Source organism: Paracoccus kondratievae, from assembly GCF_009301415.1.
In the GTDB taxonomy this organism is placed as follows: domain Bacteria; phylum Pseudomonadota; class Alphaproteobacteria; order Rhodobacterales; family Rhodobacteraceae; genus Paracoccus; species Paracoccus kondratievae.
Map to the genome: position 1 here is coordinate 228,178 of NZ_CP045073.1, position 14,744 is coordinate 242,921.

15 protein-coding genes are annotated in these 14,744 nt (G+C 61.5%); 6 read left to right on the top strand and 9 right to left on the bottom strand.

Annotation, left to right across the window (positions count from 1 at the left end):
* Positions 1–38: 38 nt before the first annotated feature.
* The 3 genes from F8A10_RS12460 to F8A10_RS12470 all read left to right on the top strand — a co-directional run bounded on the left by F8A10_RS12460 (position 39) and on the right by F8A10_RS12470 (position 1,745).
* Positions 39–776 (top strand): MipA/OmpV family protein, encoded by a 738-nt coding sequence (locus F8A10_RS12460; RefSeq protein ID WP_152367503.1) that lies wholly within the window; start codon positions 39–41, stop codon positions 774–776.
* A gap of 64 nt (positions 777–840) precedes the next feature.
* The gene (locus F8A10_RS12465; protein WP_010397361.1) at positions 841–1,200 is read left to right on the top strand and encodes an SUF system Fe-S cluster assembly protein; all 360 of its coding nucleotides are present in this window, start codon (positions 841–843) and stop codon (positions 1,198–1,200) included.
* Complete coding sequence (locus F8A10_RS12470; RefSeq protein ID WP_010397363.1) at positions 1,197–1,745, top strand: sugar O-acetyltransferase; 549 nt, start codon at positions 1,197–1,199, stop codon at positions 1,743–1,745. Before F8A10_RS12465 ends, F8A10_RS12470 begins: the two co-directional genes overlap by 4 nt.
* 10 nt (positions 1,746–1,755) lie before the next feature.
* Here the strand turns inward: F8A10_RS12470 and F8A10_RS12475 are convergent, their stop codons facing one another.
* Both F8A10_RS12475 and hemF read right to left on the bottom strand, forming a co-directional pair.
* Entirely contained in the window at positions 1,756–2,316 is a 561-nt protein-coding gene (locus tag F8A10_RS12475) for a histidine phosphatase family protein (RefSeq protein ID WP_227493495.1), read from the bottom strand.
* Positions 2,316–3,176 carry an oxygen-dependent coproporphyrinogen oxidase gene (hemF, locus tag F8A10_RS12480; RefSeq protein ID WP_010397367.1) on the bottom strand — a complete coding sequence of 287 codons (861 nt, stop codon included), beginning with the start codon at positions 3,174–3,176 and terminating at the stop codon, positions 2,316–2,318. The genes F8A10_RS12475 and hemF overlap by 1 nt, the downstream gene beginning before the upstream one ends.
* Positions 3,177–3,257: 81 nt before the next feature.
* Between hemF and F8A10_RS12485 the strand changes: the two genes are divergently transcribed.
* The gene (locus F8A10_RS12485; protein ID WP_010397369.1) at positions 3,258–3,674 is read left to right on the top strand and encodes a hypothetical protein; all 417 of its coding nucleotides are present in this window, start codon (positions 3,258–3,260) and stop codon (positions 3,672–3,674) included.
* Here the strand turns inward: F8A10_RS12485 and F8A10_RS12490 are convergent.
* The 3 genes from F8A10_RS12490 to clpS form a co-directional block, all read right to left on the bottom strand.
* Entirely contained in the window at positions 3,671–4,480 is an 810-nt protein-coding gene (locus tag F8A10_RS12490) for an SDR family NAD(P)-dependent oxidoreductase (protein ID WP_010397371.1), read from the bottom strand. The two genes, F8A10_RS12485 and F8A10_RS12490, sit on opposite strands and share 4 nt — an antisense overlap.
* Positions 4,477–5,439, bottom strand: coding sequence for a class I SAM-dependent methyltransferase (locus F8A10_RS12495; protein ID WP_227493496.1), 963 nt, complete (start codon positions 5,437–5,439; stop codon positions 4,477–4,479). The genes F8A10_RS12490 and F8A10_RS12495 overlap by 4 nt, the downstream gene beginning before the upstream one ends.
* Before the next feature lie 61 nt (positions 5,440–5,500).
* On the bottom strand, positions 5,501–5,818 hold the full coding sequence (gene clpS, locus F8A10_RS12500; RefSeq protein ID WP_028712279.1) for an ATP-dependent Clp protease adapter ClpS: 318 nt from the start codon (positions 5,816–5,818) through the stop codon (positions 5,501–5,503).
* A 346-nt stretch (positions 5,819–6,164) separates the two neighbouring features.
* Here clpS and F8A10_RS12505 point away from each other — a divergent pair, with 346 nt between their 5' ends.
* Positions 6,165–7,742 carry a D-alanyl-D-alanine carboxypeptidase family protein gene (locus F8A10_RS12505; RefSeq protein ID WP_010397378.1) on the top strand — a complete coding sequence of 526 codons (1,578 nt, stop codon included), beginning with the start codon at positions 6,165–6,167 and terminating at the stop codon, positions 7,740–7,742.
* A 206-nt stretch (positions 7,743–7,948) separates the two neighbouring features.
* On the opposite strand, the gene F8A10_RS12510 is transcribed toward F8A10_RS12505, so the two are convergent.
* Positions 7,949–8,407, bottom strand: coding sequence for an Lrp/AsnC family transcriptional regulator (locus tag F8A10_RS12510; protein WP_193668275.1), 459 nt, complete (start codon positions 8,405–8,407; stop codon positions 7,949–7,951).
* On the bottom strand, positions 8,404–8,859 hold the full coding sequence (locus F8A10_RS12515) for an Lrp/AsnC family transcriptional regulator (RefSeq protein WP_152367505.1): 456 nt from the start codon (positions 8,857–8,859) through the stop codon (positions 8,404–8,406). The genes F8A10_RS12510 and F8A10_RS12515 overlap by 4 nt, the downstream gene beginning before the upstream one ends.
* A 126-nt stretch (positions 8,860–8,985) precedes the next feature.
* On the opposite strand from F8A10_RS12515, the gene ilvC reads away from it, so the two are divergent.
* Complete coding sequence (ilvC, locus tag F8A10_RS12520) at positions 8,986–10,008, top strand: ketol-acid reductoisomerase (protein WP_085501882.1); 1,023 nt, start codon at positions 8,986–8,988, stop codon at positions 10,006–10,008.
* Between the two features lie 58 nt (positions 10,009–10,066).
* On the opposite strand, the gene F8A10_RS12525 is transcribed toward ilvC, so the two are convergent.
* Together F8A10_RS12525 and dnaE are read right to left on the bottom strand one after the other, a co-directional pair.
* Positions 10,067–11,128 carry a hypothetical protein gene (locus tag F8A10_RS12525; protein ID WP_152367506.1) on the bottom strand — a complete coding sequence of 354 codons (1,062 nt, stop codon included), beginning with the start codon at positions 11,126–11,128 and terminating at the stop codon, positions 10,067–10,069.
* A 62-nt stretch (positions 11,129–11,190) separates the two neighbouring features.
* A complete protein-coding gene (gene dnaE, locus F8A10_RS12530) occupies positions 11,191–14,661 on the bottom strand; it encodes a DNA polymerase III subunit alpha (protein WP_152367507.1) in 3,471 nt (1,156 codons plus the stop codon).
* Positions 14,662–14,744: the final 83 nt, after the last annotated feature.

Below are 14,744 nucleotides of genomic sequence, written 5' to 3' on the forward strand. Positions count from 1 at the left end.
TTCGACGCAGGGTCCGGCCAGTTCTACAAGGATTCGTCATGTACCGGATTGCTGCGCTCGCGCTTCTTGCCGCCACTGCCCTGACCTCGCCCGCCGCGGCACAATCGCTGGGATTGGGGCAAGGGCTGTCGTTCGATGCCGGTCTGGGCGTGAAATACAGCCCCGAATTCATGGGCTCGGACAATCTTGACGCCTCGCCCTGGCTGATCCTGCGCAATGCCGACAGTGATGGCGACCGGGAGGACGGGGTCTCGATCTCACCGTCGTTGAACTATGTCGGCAAGCGCGACGCCAGTGACTATGACGATCTGCGCGGCATGGACGATATCGGCCATGCCGGTGAAATCGGCGTGAAACTGTCCTGGCGCGCGGGCGAGTTCACCAGCTATGGCGCGATCCGCAAAGGTTTCGGTGGCCACCACGGGGTGGTTGGCGAACTCGGGACGAAATATCGCATCAAGGCCAGCGACAAGCTGACGCTTTGGACCGGGGCTGAGCTTGGGCTTGGCAACAGCGAATTTACCTCGACCTATTTCGGCGTGACTGCGGCCGAATCGGCCTCCAGCGGCAAAACCGTCTATGACCCGGATGGCGGCGCCTATATCGCCCGCGTCAGCCTTGAGGCGCGTTACGAGTTCATGCCCGATACGGCTGTCATGGGCAGGCTGAGCTATGGCCGTCTGCTTGGCGATGCAGGCGATTCCCCTCTGGTCGAGACGCGCAGCCAGCCCTCGGTCAGCATCGGCGTCGCGCGACGGCTGAATTTCCGGTTCTGAGCGGCTCTGGACCATGGTTGGCGTAAGTCTTATATAATTGCCAAGATTTTACAGGACGCGCCACATGAGCATCGAAAACCTCAAGGAAGGCGATCCGCTGATCGCGCCGTCTACGACCGGACACCCGCTATATGACAGCGTGGTCGAGGCATGCAGGACGGTCTATGACCCTGAAATTCCGGTCAATATCTTTGACCTTGGCCTGATCTATACCATCCAGATCAGCGACGACAATGTCGTGCGCATTGTCATGACCCTGACCGCCCCCGGCTGTCCCGTGGCGGGCGAGATGCCCGGCTGGGTCGCCGATGCGATCGAGGCCCTGCCCGGCGTCAAACAGGTCGATGTCGAGATGACCTTCCAGCCGCAATGGGGCATGGACATGATGTCCGAAGAAGCCCGTCTGGAGCTTGGTTTCATTTGACCGCGCGCGAGGACATGCTGGCCGGCCGGCCCTATAATCCGGGGGACGGCGAGTTGGTGGCGATGCGCAAGGCCGCACAGGGGCTGATGCGCGACTATAACGCCACGATCATAGGCGACAAAACCCGTGCCCGGACGCTGACGCAGCTTCTGGGCACCTGGAACGGGGCGGTAATCCGCACGCCCTTCCACGTCGATTACGGAAAACACATCCATTTCGGGCCGGATTGCTTTGTCAATTACGGCTGTTTTTTCATGGATATCTGCGAAATCCGCATCGGCGCCCGCTGCCAGTTCGGGACCGGAGTACAGCTGCTGACCGAGGATCGGCCGCGCGACCGCCAACGCCGTGCGACCGGAATGGAATGGGGCAAGCCCATTACCATCGGCGATGATGTCTGGGTCGGTGGCGGGGCGATCATTCTGCCTGGCATCACCGTTGGCGACGGAGCCATCGTCGGCGCGGGCGCTGTTGTGACCCATGATGTCGCGCCGGGCGCGACGGTGGTCGGCAACCCTGCCCGACCTTTGCCACCCAAAGCCTGAAGAGCTAGCTTTAAAAAAACATCCGATGCTGACCGCGACTGACCAAATGCAGTGCGCCCTGCAACACCGGCATTTCGGCCAGTCGCACCAGCGGCAGACCCATCGCCACCAGCCGCAGCATCCGCAAGGTAATGCCATGGGTGACAATCATCGCCGGGCCGGGCAGATCGCTTAGGAAAGCCCGCACACGCGCCTCTAACCCCGAAAAATGCTCGCCACCCGGCGCGCGATCGTACCAGTCAAGCCCACCGCGCCCGCAGATATCGGGGTGTTCGGCGCAAAGCTTGCTCCAGGTCAGGCCAGTGAATGCGCCAATGTCGATTTCCAGCAATCTGCTGTCACTGATAAATTCCTGATCGCCAAAGACGATCCGTGCAGTTTGCTGCGCGCGCCCGGCGGGGCTGGCATAACGCGCCATGCCGCGCAGCGGGCTGACCAGCCACGCCTGCCGGCGGGCCTGCGCCTCTCCCAGTTTGGTCAGGGGCGAATCAAGATGACCCTGCATCCGCCCCTCAGCGTTCCAGACCGTCTGACCATGACGCATCAGGTAAAGGTCTGGCCAGTCCGGCATCAGACCCATTTCGCCAGGGGCGGCAGGCTCATCAGCACCGCTTCGGGATCGTGGCCGGTCGCTAGACCGAATTTGGTCCCGCGGTCATAAACGAGATTGTATTCCGCATACAGGCCGCGATGGATCAGCTGCGCATCCTTTTCAGCCTCGCCCCAGCTTTGACCCATGCGCTTTTCCGCCAGCGGCAGGAAGGCGGGCAGAAAAGCCTCGCCCACTGCTTTGGTAAAGGCAAAATCAGCCTGCCAGTCGCCGCTGTTCAGATCATCATAAAAGATGCCGCCAACGCCCCGTGCCCGACCGCGATGCGGGACAAAGAAATACTCATCCGCCCATGCCTTGAAACGGTCATAGTAGTCCGCCCCATGGGCCGCACAGGCGGCGCGTAACCTACCATGGAAATGCGCCGTATCCTCAGCATATTCCAGACAGGGATTCAAATCGGCACCGCCGCCGAACCACCACGCCCCGGGTGTCCAGAACATGCGCGTATTCATATGCACCGCGGGCGCATGGGGGTTCTGCATATGCGCCACCAGACTGATGCCCGAGGCCCAGAAGCGGGGATCGTCCTCGATCCCCGGCACACCCCGCGCAGCCATGGCCTGCTGGGCCGGCAACGACAACTCACCATGCACAGCGGACCAGTTGACGCCGACCTTTTCAAAGACGCGACCGCCGCGCATGACCGACATCAGCCCGCCGCCGCCACCCTCGCCACGCCGGGTTTCCCGGGCCTCGAACCGGCCAGGCGAAGAGGTGCCGGGCCCCCGGTCCTCAAGCCCTTCAAAGGCGGCGACGATGCGGTCGCGCAACTCACGGAACCAGACCGCAGCCTGTTGTCGCTGATCCTGCATTTCCATGGGCGCGCCTCCGCATTCGTGAATTGCCCCGCCCCGGCGGCGGGCTTATGCTTTCGCTGCAAACAACTAGAGCGCACGGCCATGACCCGCAACATCCTGCTTGCCCTGATGCCCGTCCTGATGGTAGCGGCCTGCGGCACACCGCAAGAACAGTGCATCAGCCGCAATACCCGCGAGTATCGCACCGTCTCGAATCTGCTGACCGAGGTCGAGGGCAATCTGGCACGCGGTTATGCCTGGCAGGAACGCACGGTGACCCGCACCGAATGGGACGAATGCCGCCATGTCTGGATCGACAAAGATGGCAATCGCCGTCTGGGCTATCGCCCCTGTCTGCGCGATGTTGTGGACACCGAACGTTATCGGGTCCCCATCGACCCCGCATCCGAGACGCGCAAGCGCGACAACCTGTTGCAGCGCAAGCAGGCGCTGATGCCCTCGGCCCGCGCTGCGGTCGATGCCTGCAAAGCCGCTTACCCCGAGGAAAAGAAGTCTTAATAGACCCCCGGCGCCAGCGGATCGCCCAGACTGCGACCACCATCGACACGCAGGATCTGGCCGGTGACAAAGCTGGAGGCCTCGCTCGCCAGAAAGGTCACCGTCGCGGCCAGCTCATCTGCTCCGGCGATCCGGCCCAGAGGCGTGGCGGCAATCATACGGTCGCGCAGACCGGGATCTTCGCGCAGCTTTAGCTGTACGTTGTTCGACATGATGCTGGCAAAGGCGACGCCATTCACGCGAATCCGCTTGGGCGCGAGCGCCGAGGCGAGCGAACGCGTCGCCTGTGCCTGTGCCGCGCTGGCAATCGAATAGGCCAGCATCTGCGGCTGCGGCCAGTCGGCCGCCAGTGAGGTCAGATTGACGATCGCGCCATGCTGCAACACGTCGTCATCTGCGTCCTCGGCCTGCGCCATCATGCGCTTTGCGACCATCTGCGACAGGCGCAGCCCCGAAATCATGTTCTGGCGCAACATGTCGGCCAGCTGCTCTTCGTTCACCGTCAGCGGGTCGCAGCCCTGTACCATGCGATGCGCGTTGACGAGGATATCCACCCGGTCAAATGCGTCGATGGTGGCCGAGACCAGATTGGCAAGCGTCAGCTTTTGGCCCAGGTCCCCGGCAAAGGCGCGAACCGGGCCTTCACCCTCGGCCTGTTCGCCAAGTTCGCTCATCAGCGCGGCCTCGTCGCTGTCGGCGAACATGACATTGGCCCCCACTTCCTCGAAATGGCGGGCGATGGCCAGACCGATGCCCCGCGCAGCGCCGGTGACGATCGCGGTCTTGCCCTGAATGGACACGTTCATCTTTTCCTGCCTTTCGGTTGGGGGCGCTTGCTGCCCGGGCGGCGCGCGCCCGTCGCAGTCAGTATCTTGAACCGGGAATCGCCCCCGAGTTCCGAAACATCAGCAAAGCATTCCCTCAGCACCTGCTCATAGGGCAGATGGCGGTTCGCAACCATCCACAACCGCCCCGCCCCGGTCAAAAGCCCCGCCGCAGCGCGGATGAAGCCAGCGCCAAGCTTGGGATCGGCGGCGCGCCCTTCGTGGAAGGGAGGGTTCATGATCACCCCGTTCACCGGTTCGGGCAGGCGGAAATCCAGCGCATCGGCCCAGTGAAACTGTGCCCGCGGATCACAGACATTGCGACGCGCGCAAGCCAGCGCCGTGGCATCCGCCTCGACCAGATGCAGCACCTCGACGCCGGGATGGGTAAGGATGCCGGCGGCAAGCCAGCCCCAACCCGCGCCAAGATCGACGATGCGGGTCGGCAATTTTTCAGGCAGATGAGCTAAAAGCGCCTGAGAGGCAGGATCGGGACCGTCGGCCGAAAAGACCCCGGGCCGCGTGACCATACCGGGTGCGGCCTCGTGATCGGCCGCCGCCCACCCGTCGGGCAGCCAGCCCGGGGCGGGTAAGATCACGCGAAATATCTTGCCATGCGCACGCGAATGCACCTCATCGACAGGAGCAAGGCCGCGCATCTCTTTCATCACAGCGTCGATACCGTCTGTTTTTTGTCCGTCGATCCACAGCGAGGCACCGGGCGCCAGCCATGAGACCGCCTCGGCAATACGCGCCCGCGCCTCGGCCCGAGCCCGGGGCAGAAAGACGACCGCCCCGTCGAAATCGCCCGAAGCTTCGGTCACGACCTCATACCCCTGCGCCACAAGCGCGCGATGATCCGGGTAAAAACCCTGCACGATCTGCAGGCGATCCGGTTCAAACGGCGCAAGATCCGTCGCAGCCCCGGCGCCAATCAGCAATAAACGTCCCTCAGGTGGCGTGCCACCAAATGCGAGTTCCAGCCTCGATCCAGCCAAATTTCTACTCTTTTTCCATAGTGCATTGCAGCGGATGCTGCTGGCGGCGGGCCAGTTCCATGACCTGCGCCACCTTGGTTTCGGCAATCTCGTGCGAGAATACGCCGACGACGGCCACCCCCTTGCGATGGACCGTCAGCATGATCTCGATCGCCTGAGCATGGCTCATGTTGAAAAGCCGCTCCAGCACATGAACGACGAATTCCATCGGTGTGAAATCGTCGTTCAACAGCAGCACCTTGTACATCGGAGGCCGTTGCGTGCGGGGGCGGGTCTTAACCCCCAGCTCGACCTCTTCGCGGTCCCCGGGTCGATTGGTCATATGCGGATTGGTCACGACGCTTGCAAAAGAATTACGGATGGTTGTGCCACTGAATATAAAGGCTTTGCCTCGGCTTGATAAGCCCCGCCGCCCAAAGGGCTGCACAAAGGTTGAGCGGGGTTCGGCATATTGCGCCATAAGGTCGCAAACTTGCAGTTTCCGAACCCGGCAAGCCATGCTATTATCATTTCATTAACGAAGGGTCTGCATAATGAACGGACCCTCAGAGGCAGAAGAGACCGGGATAGTGAGCAGATTCGCCAGAAACGTCCGCTTGGGACTTATGATCCTATTCGCATGGGCGCTCCCCATGGCGGTAGCCGGAGCCCCATTCGCGGCCTTCGTCATGGATGCAAGGTCCGGGCAAGAGATTTACGCGCAGAACGCTGATACGCGGCTGCACCCGGCTTCGCTGACCAAGATGATGACGCTGTATCTGGCCTTTGCCGCGATTGAACGCGGGCAGGTGCGTCTGGACAGCAAGTTCTTGGTGTCGAGCCACGCCGCTTCGCAACCGCCATCCCGTCTGGGGCTGAAGCCCGGTCAACGTATTGAGTTGCGTTACCTGATCCGCGCCGCGGCAGTGAAATCAGCCAATGACGCAGCCACGGTGATCGGCGAAGGTCTCGCCGGATCGGAAGAGAAATTCGCCCGCCAGATGACCCAGACCGCCCGCGCCCTGGGCATGCGCAATACCAATTTCCGCAATGCCAATGGCCTTACGGCCGAGGGGCATTATTCGACCGCCCGCGACATGACCATTCTTGGCCGGCGGCTGTTCTATGACTTCCCGCAATATTATTCGATCTTCTCGCGCCGTTCGGCGGATGCGGGGATTGCCACCGTTTCAAGCACGAACCGGCGCTTTCTTGACGGTTATGAAGGCGCGGACGGCATCAAAACGGGATATACCCGGGCAGCAGGCTTCAACCTGACCGCTTCGGCAAAACGTGGCTCCAAACGGCTGGTTGCCACCGTTCTGGGCGGCACCTCGACCGCACATCGCAATGCGGTGATGGCGCAATTGCTCGACGCCGGTTTCGGAAAGGCCCCAACCCGTGTGCGTGAGGTCAGGCCCGCGCCGCCAGAGTTCGTCGCCGAGAAAAAGGTGCGCCGCACCGTGCAGGTCGCACGGGTCGAGCCGCGCCAGGCGCAGGCCAGCGCCTCTCTCTCGGTTTCGGACCGTCCGGTCGCACGGGCCTCAACCGTAGCCGTGGTTACTCCGGCAGCCATCTCTGCCGCCGTCTCACGCGCGCAAGCAGCGGCTCCGACCCCAGCGCCCAGCACTGGCAGCACACTTCGCGCTAGCGCACGACCGGCGCGCAAGCCCGGCACCGGAGCGGTGGCAAACGCCGCTGTCGATCCCGAGGTCCTTGCCCGCGCGGCACGTCCCGAAGCGCGACCGGAGGAAGGCGATGCACAGGAACCCATCAGTGAACCGATCGAGGCCAACCGCCCCGTTCGTGCGCCGCGTGACGGTCAATCGGCAAGCCTGATGCCTGCCGAACAGCCTGCGGGCTCTCCTTCTCTGTTCGTACAGACATCTGAGCCGCAACCAGAAAGCATTGCGCTGCTGGAGACCCCGGCCCCCGCTCAGCGATCGGAGACCATTATCCTAGCCTCGCTGGAACCCGAAGAGGATAATGCCCCGCAGGCGACCGAAATCGTATCGCGCAGCGGCAATTCCGAGGGAAAGCGGTGGGGGATCTCGCTTGGCCTGTTCCGCTCGCAGGGTGAGGCCGAGCAGACCTTGCTGCGTACGGCCTTGCAGGAAAACAGCTCGCTTGGCAGCGCGTTGAGCCGCGTCGCCAGTACCAAACGCGGCTTTGAGGCGAATTTTGTTGGCATGACAAAAGACACCGCAGAACTGGCCTGTGGCCGCCTTGCCGCTCGCCAACAAGACTGCCGCATCATCGGCCCGTGATTCGACCGCTTCTCTGCGCCAGTTCTGTTTGAAGCTGGCGCAGAAATCCGGCAGGCTTGATTGACTTGCCCGCAAAAAATCCCGGCTCATCCAAGCTTTCCCAGAAACACCCTCCCGAAGTCAGGGAGTGCATTCGAGTCGATGGAAGCAGGCTGATTGCTTCGCTAAAACCTTTAGGGCTCTCAGCGATGAACCTCGGTCGCAGTCTATAGCGGGCCCGGCCGACGCTCTTCGGAAAGCATGACGTTCGCCTCGACCTGCCCCACTCCGGGCAGGGTCATGATGCGGCGACGCAGGATCCGTTCAAAATCCGCAATGTCGCGGGCGCGGATACGTAGCCGGTAATCGAACTGACCCAGAACATGCTGCACGACCTGCACCTCGGGGATCGCCATCACCGCACGTTCAAAGTCCTCAAGGCTCACGCGGCCTTTGACCGCCAACCGGATACCCAAAAAAACAGTCACCCCAAAACCCAACGCAGCCTCATTCACGACGATGCGACGGCCAGCAATCACCCCTGTCTCGGTCAGGCGGCGAATGCGGCGCCAGGTCGCCGGTTGGGTTAAACCAAGCATCCGGCCAATCTCTGCCGCGCCCCGCGTTGCGTCCTCGGCCAAAAGCCGCAGGATGGCGAGATCAGTCACATCAGGCTGGACGCTCACAACGGCAACTCCTGCACGTCCTTGATGGTCGAAACGAGCATCAGCGCGTCACTATCCGCCACATGCGGCAAAGTCAGGATGCTTTCCCGATAAAGCTGCTGCCAATGCGCCATATCGCGCGCAATGACCGACAGCCGCAGATCCACCGAGCCCAGAAAGGTCTGAATCTCGGTCACTTCAGGCACTTGCCGGGCGGCAGCGATGAATTCGTCGAAAGCGCGCGGATGGGTCTTATCAAGGGTAAAGCGCAGACTGACCTGCACCTCGTACCCAAGCTTACGCCAGTCTATCTTTGCCTCAACAGCCCTGATCACGCCATTTTCACGCATCCGCTCCAGCCGCCGCCACAGGCTGACCGGCGTCACGCCTGCCCGCTCGGCAAGTTCCGCATTCGCCATCCCGGGATCGGCCAAAAGCTGGCGCAAAATACGGCGATCAGTGGCATCAGGCATGATTATTTCACCTTTGGCACAAGTATCGCATGGTTTTCTCTGTATAGCCAGAGAAACCGCAAAGATTGCACGGAACCAAATCCTGATCGCTGCTAGAACACCGGCATCAATAGCCAGGAGATTCCGATGCGTGTCTATTACGATCGCGACTGCGACGTGAACCTGATCAAGGACAAAAAAATCGCCATGCTGGGTTACGGCAGCCAGGGCCACGCCCATGCGCTGAACCTGCGTGATTCGGGCGCGAAAAACGTTGTTGTCGCGCTGCGCGAAGGCTCGGCCTCGGCCAAGAAAGCCGAAGCCGAAGGACTGAAGGTCATGGGCATCGCCGAGGCCGCTGCCTGGGCCGACCTGATCATGTTCACCATGCCCGATGAGCTTCAGGCCGAAACCTATCGCAAATATGTCCATGACAACCTGCGCGAAGGTGCAGCCATCGCCTTTGCTCACGGCCTGAACGTGCATTTCGGGCTGATCGAGCCCAAGAAAGGCGTCGATGTCATCATGATGGCGCCGAAAGGCCCGGGTCACACCGTGCGCGGCGAATACGTCAAAGGCGGCGGCGTGCCCTGCCTTGTTGCCGTACACCAGGACGCGACCGGCAAGGCCATGGATCTGGCGCTGAGCTATTGCTCGGCCATCGGCGGCGGCCGCTCAGGCATCATCGAGACGAACTTCCGTCAGGAATGCGAGACCGACCTGTTCGGCGAACAGGCCGTTCTGTGCGGCGGCCTTGTCGAGCTGATCCGGATGGGCTTTGAGACCCTGGTCGAAGCTGGCTATGAACCCGAAATGGCCTATTTCGAGTGCCTGCACGAGGTAAAGCTGATCGTGGATCTGATCTACGAAGGCGGCATCGCGAACATGAACTACTCGATCTCGAACACCGCCGAATATGGCGAGTATGTCAGCGGCCCGCGCATCCTGCCCTATGAGGAAACCAAGCGCCGCATGAAAGAGGTCCTGACCGACATCCAGACTGGCAAATTCGTGCGCGACTTCATGCAGGAAAATGCTGTCGGCCAGCCCTTCTTCAAGGCGACCCGCCGCATCAACGACGAGCACCAGATCGAGAAGGTTGGTGAAAAGCTGCGCGCCATGATGCCCTGGATCTCGAAGGGCAAGATGGTCGACAAAGAGCGCAACTGACACGCCACAGGAAAGCCCCGCAAAAGCGGGGCTTTTTTTGTTTCAATGGTGCGAAGGATCAGGCGATCTTCTGGGCCGCTTCCAGCCGCTCAACCGCGCGGCGTTCGCCGGTGGTGTAGATACCCGCTTTCAGCAGGCGGACCAACTGGGTGATAAGGACCGGATCTGTGCTTTGCAGCGCGCTGATCTGGCTGTCCGAAAGCAGCGCCACATACTCAAGCGCCACATCGTCACTGTCGGTGAAATGGGCTTTCTCCAGGCGATCAAAGATCGCACGAAGGCGGCGCGTATTGGTACCAAGGCTCACGCAATATTTCGCAAGCCCCTTTTCATCCATATTAACCGTCATCCCCCAGCCGCCAGTGCGGAAGCGATTGACGACGAATTCCCCGTCCTGTTTGACGTATTCAAGAAAGCCATGCGCGACCTTGAAACCGACTTTCGAGCTGGACCAGTCCATGCGCAGATCAAGGAAGCTCACAGGATCAAAGGTATAAGCCTGGTTGGTTCTGTTCAGGCCAGCGGGCCAGCCGCGGGCGGGCGAACCGTAGCTGTGCACCTCAAGCCCGCGGACTGCGCCCGCGCCTCTGGCAAGCGTCACCCCCGCCAGAGCATTTGAGGTCACAAGGTTGCCCTGACTGTGACAGTAGATCGGCGTCCCAAGCATTCCGCCCGGAGTTCCGACCAGCAGCGCAAACAGCGATTGCGCCGCGGCATTTGAACTGAGCAGTTCGTAAATCAGATCCTCTTTCGTGGCGGTCGGGCGGGTCTTGCGCATAGACTGCCAGACGCTATCAAAGAATTTGATCCAGTCTGTATTGTGACTGACGTTGCTGGTTTGCAGACCGGTCATCTGCGCCTTGTCCGTGACACACTGGTAAAGGTCGCGCCAGAAACCGTCTTTCTTGTTGTAAACACCGATTACCGGACAGCCGAGCATCAACGACAACGCTTCGGCGCTGGCCTTGTGGTCCATCCCCGTATTCAGCATTCCGTTAACGAAAATGACCGATTTTGCGGGGTTAAACCAGGATTTCCCCCGCACCTCGGGCGAGACAAAGCGTGTCACTGCTCCGTCAGCATTGGGGACGACACCCTGGGCAATGGTTGGAAACAGCATCAATCACTCCTGCACTAAATCGTCTGTGGCATCTGACACGGCATGGCGTTGTTTGTGAAGACTTATTCTTCCACTACCTCAAGCACGCCGGGGATGACGCGCAGCGCCTGACGTGCGGGGGTGGTCAGGGGCGCATCCTCGGTGATTTCGATATCGACAAGATCTGCGCCGTCTTTTAGCCGCAGCGTGATCGGGCCACGGGCGCGGGGCGGCGCGTTGACCTCGGCCTGGATGCGGGCCAGTGCTTCAGCGATACCGGGAACCGCCTCGATCCCCGCAATCTCGACCGCCAGGCGGTTGGCACCGGCATCCGCGACAGCCTGCTCCAGCGGCATGACCGAGCGGGCAAGCAGCTTGACCTGATCCCCCGAAGGCTCGACCTGCACTTGCAGGACGACGTTCTCGCCCGGCTCCAGATGCTGGCGATGGGCATCAAGTGTGTCGGAAAAGACCGTGATCTCATAAAGGCCGGTAGGATCAGACAGGCCGACAAAGGCAAAACGGGTACCGCGCGCCGACTTTTTTTCCTGCCGATGGGCCACAGTCCCCGCAAGCTGGGCAACCAGCGCACCATCCTGCGCAGCCTGCGTGACCTCTGCCAGTGTCTGCACCCCTTTGCGGCGCAGGGCTGGCAGGTAGTCATCCAGCGGATGGCCCGACAGGTAGAAACCCACGGCCGCATGTTCCTCGGCCAGCTTTTCGGCAGGCATCCATACAGATGCGGCAACGGGACGAGGAGGCGGCAGATCCTCTCCGCCACCGAAAAGCGACGACTGGCTTGAACATGCCGCCTCCTGCACCGCAGAGGACCAGGCGACGAGACCATCGAGCGACTTCAGAACCCGCGCCCGGTTCGGGTCAAGCGCATCAAAGGCCCCTGCCCGGGCCAGCATCTCAAGCGGGCGTTTGCCGACGCGGCGCATGTCCACGCGGCGGGCAAAATCGTGCATATCGGCAAAGGGCCGGTCGCCGCGCGCCTGCACGATCAGGTTCATCGCCTCGACCCCGACACCTTTCAACGCGCCAAGCGCATAAACGATCTTGCCATCCTGCACACTGAAGGTCGCGGCCGAGCGGTTCACGCAGGGCGGGACCGTCTCGATCCCCATGCGGTCGGCTTCGCGCTTGTAAACGGCCAGCTTGTCGGTCAGGTGGATATCGCAGTTCATCACCGCGGCCATGAATTCAACCGGGTGATTGGCCTTGAGCCACGCGGTCTGATAGCTGACTACGGCATAGGCGGCAGCGTGCGATTTATTAAAGCCGTAATTCGCGAATTTCTCAAGAAGATCAAAGACCTCTCCGGCCTTCTTCGCGTCGATTCCCTGTGCTTTGCAGCCCTCGACGAACTTGGGCCGTTCCTTCGCCATTTCTTCGGCGATCTTCTTGCCCATGGCACGGCGCAAGAGGTCGGCGCCGCCAAGGCTATAGCCCGCCATGACCTGCGCAATCTGCATCACCTGTTCCTGATAGACGATGATGCCCTGCGTCTCGGCAAGGATGTGGTCGATCGAGGGATGGATCGATTCAAGCGGCCTCAGCCCGTTCTTGACCTCGCAATAGGTAGGGATGTTTTCCATCGGGCCGGGGCGATAGAGCGCAACCAGAGCGACGATATCCTCGATGCAGGTTGGCTTCATGCGCCGCAGCGCATCCATCATGCCCGAGCTTTCGACCTGGAACACCGCCACCGTCCGGGCCGAGGCAAACAGATCATAGGTCGCCTTATCGTCCAGCGGGATGGCGTTGATGCGATTCTCGGCCCCCGTTGCGGGCTGGTAAAGTTCGCGCCCATCGGCGGCGACATGCAGGGGACGCCCGCCGGTGTTGATCAGGTCCACCGCGTTCTGGATCACGGTCAGGGTCTTGAGGCCAAGGAAGTCGAATTTGACCAGACCCGCCTGTTCGACCCATTTCATGTTGAACTGTGTTGCCGGCATGTCCGAAGCCGGGTCGCGGTAAAGCGGCACCAGCTGATGCAGCGGTCGGTCCCCGATCACCACGCCAGCAGCATGGGTCGATGCGTTCCGAAGCAGCCCCTCGATCTTTGAGGCGTAATCAAGCAGGCGGTTGACGACCTCTTCCTTGGCGGCCTCACGCAGACGCGGTTCATCCGCCAAGGCCTTGGTGACGCTGACGGGTTTGACGCCTTCGACCGGGATCATCTTGGACAGGCGATCCACCTGACCAAAGGGCAGTTGCAGCACCCGCCCGACGTCGCGCACCGCCGCCTTTGACAGCAGCGCACCAAAGGTAATGATCTGGCCGACCTTGTCGCGGCCATATTTCTCCTGAACGTATTGAATCACCTCTTCGCGGCGATCCATGCAGAAGTCGATGTCAAAGTCAGGCATCGACACCCGCTCGGGGTTCAGAAACCGCTCAAAGAGCAGGCTGTAACGCATTGGATCAAGGTCGGTAATCGTCAGCGCATAGGCCACGAGAGAGCCAGCCCCCGACCCCCGGCCCGGCCCGACCGGGATACCATGTTCCTTGGCCCATTTGATGAAATCGGCAACGATCAGAAAATAGCCAGGGAACCCCATCTGCTCGATGATGCCCAGCTCGAACCGCAGCCGCTCTTCATATTCCTCGACCGAGGCGGAATGCGGGATAACCGCCAACCGGGCGCGCAGCCCCTCCCACGCCTGACGACGCAGTTCTTCGACCTCATCATCAGCGAATTTCGGCAGGATCGGCTTGCGCTTGCTGACCGCATAGGCGCAGCGGCGGGCGATCTCGACGGTATTGTCGATCGCTTCGGGCAGGTCGGCAAACAGCGTCGCCATCTCGGCCGCGGTCTTGAAGTAATGTTGCGGGGTCAGCCGGCGGCGCGGCGCGGTCTGATCGACATAGGCACGCTCGGAAATGCAGATCAGCGCATCGTGGGCGGCATAAAGATCGGGCTTGGGGAAATAGACATCATTCGTCGCCACCAGCGGCAGATCCAGCGCATAGGCGATGTCAACCATACCACCTTCCGAGCCCACCTCTTCGGGAACGGGCTGGCCTTCGGCGTCATGATGGCGCTGCAGCTCGACATAAAGCCGGGTCGGGAATGCGGCGGCAAGCCGCTGGGCCAACCCACGGGCCTCTGCCTCGCGCCCTTGCAGCACCAGCTGCCCCAGGGGCCCGCCCGCCCCACCGGTCAGGCAGATCAGCCCCTCGGCCCGGGTTTCCAGCTCATCAACAGTGACATGGGGCAGCGAATTGTCGTCCCGCAGATAAAGGCAGGTCGAAAGATCCATCAGGTTCAGCCAGCCTGCCTCATTCTGCGCCAATAGCACAATCGGGCCGGTCATCTCTGCCTGCAGCGTCACCTGGCAACCGATGATCGGCTGCACGCCCGCGTCCTGCGCCTTGACCGAAAACTCCAGCGCCGCAAAAAGCGCGTTCGTATCGGTCAGCGCCACAGCAGGCATACCGTTCTGTGCCGCCAGATCGGCAAGTTTTTTGACCGGCACCGCGCCTTCCAGCAGCGAGTGTTCGGAATGCGTGCGAAGGTGAATGAATCGGGGCGAATTTTCCGGCATGGCGCCAATCTAAGGGTGATCTGCCCAACTGTGCAATTGCCCGGCGGCGGAAAACCGCTAATCTGGCGGAAAAGGTCAGCGAG

Bases quoted from the DNA above. Each gene is read 5' to 3' on its own strand.
- F8A10_RS12460 (WP_152367503.1), top strand. From the start codon at position 39: ATGTACCGGATTGCTGCGCTCGCGCTTCTTGCCGCCACTGCCCTGACC.
- F8A10_RS12465 (WP_010397361.1), top strand. From the start codon at position 841: ATGAGCATCGAAAACCTCAAGGAAGGCGATCCGCTGATCGCGCCGTCT.
- F8A10_RS12475 (WP_227493495.1), bottom strand. From the start codon at position 2,316: ATGCCGGACTGGCCAGACCTTTACCTGATGCGTCATGGTCAGACGGTC.
- hemF (WP_010397367.1), bottom strand. From the start codon at position 3,176: ATGGAAATGCAGGATCAGCGACAACAGGCTGCGGTCTGGTTCCGTGAG.
- F8A10_RS12485 (WP_010397369.1), top strand. From the start codon at position 3,258: ATGACCCGCAACATCCTGCTTGCCCTGATGCCCGTCCTGATGGTAGCG.
- F8A10_RS12490 (WP_010397371.1), bottom strand. From the start codon at position 4,480: ATGAACGTGTCCATTCAGGGCAAGACCGCGATCGTCACCGGCGCTGCG.
- clpS (WP_028712279.1), bottom strand. From the start codon at position 5,818: ATGACCAATCGACCCGGGGACCGCGAAGAGGTCGAGCTGGGGGTTAAG.
- F8A10_RS12505 (WP_010397378.1), top strand. From the start codon at position 6,165: ATGGATGCAAGGTCCGGGCAAGAGATTTACGCGCAGAACGCTGATACG.
- F8A10_RS12515 (WP_152367505.1), bottom strand. From the start codon at position 8,859: ATGCCTGATGCCACTGATCGCCGTATTTTGCGCCAGCTTTTGGCCGAT.
- ilvC (WP_085501882.1), top strand. From the start codon at position 8,986: ATGCGTGTCTATTACGATCGCGACTGCGACGTGAACCTGATCAAGGAC.
- F8A10_RS12525 (WP_152367506.1), bottom strand. From the start codon at position 11,128: ATGCTGTTTCCAACCATTGCCCAGGGTGTCGTCCCCAATGCTGACGGA.
- dnaE (WP_152367507.1), bottom strand. From the start codon at position 14,661: ATGCCGGAAAATTCGCCCCGATTCATTCACCTTCGCACGCATTCCGAA.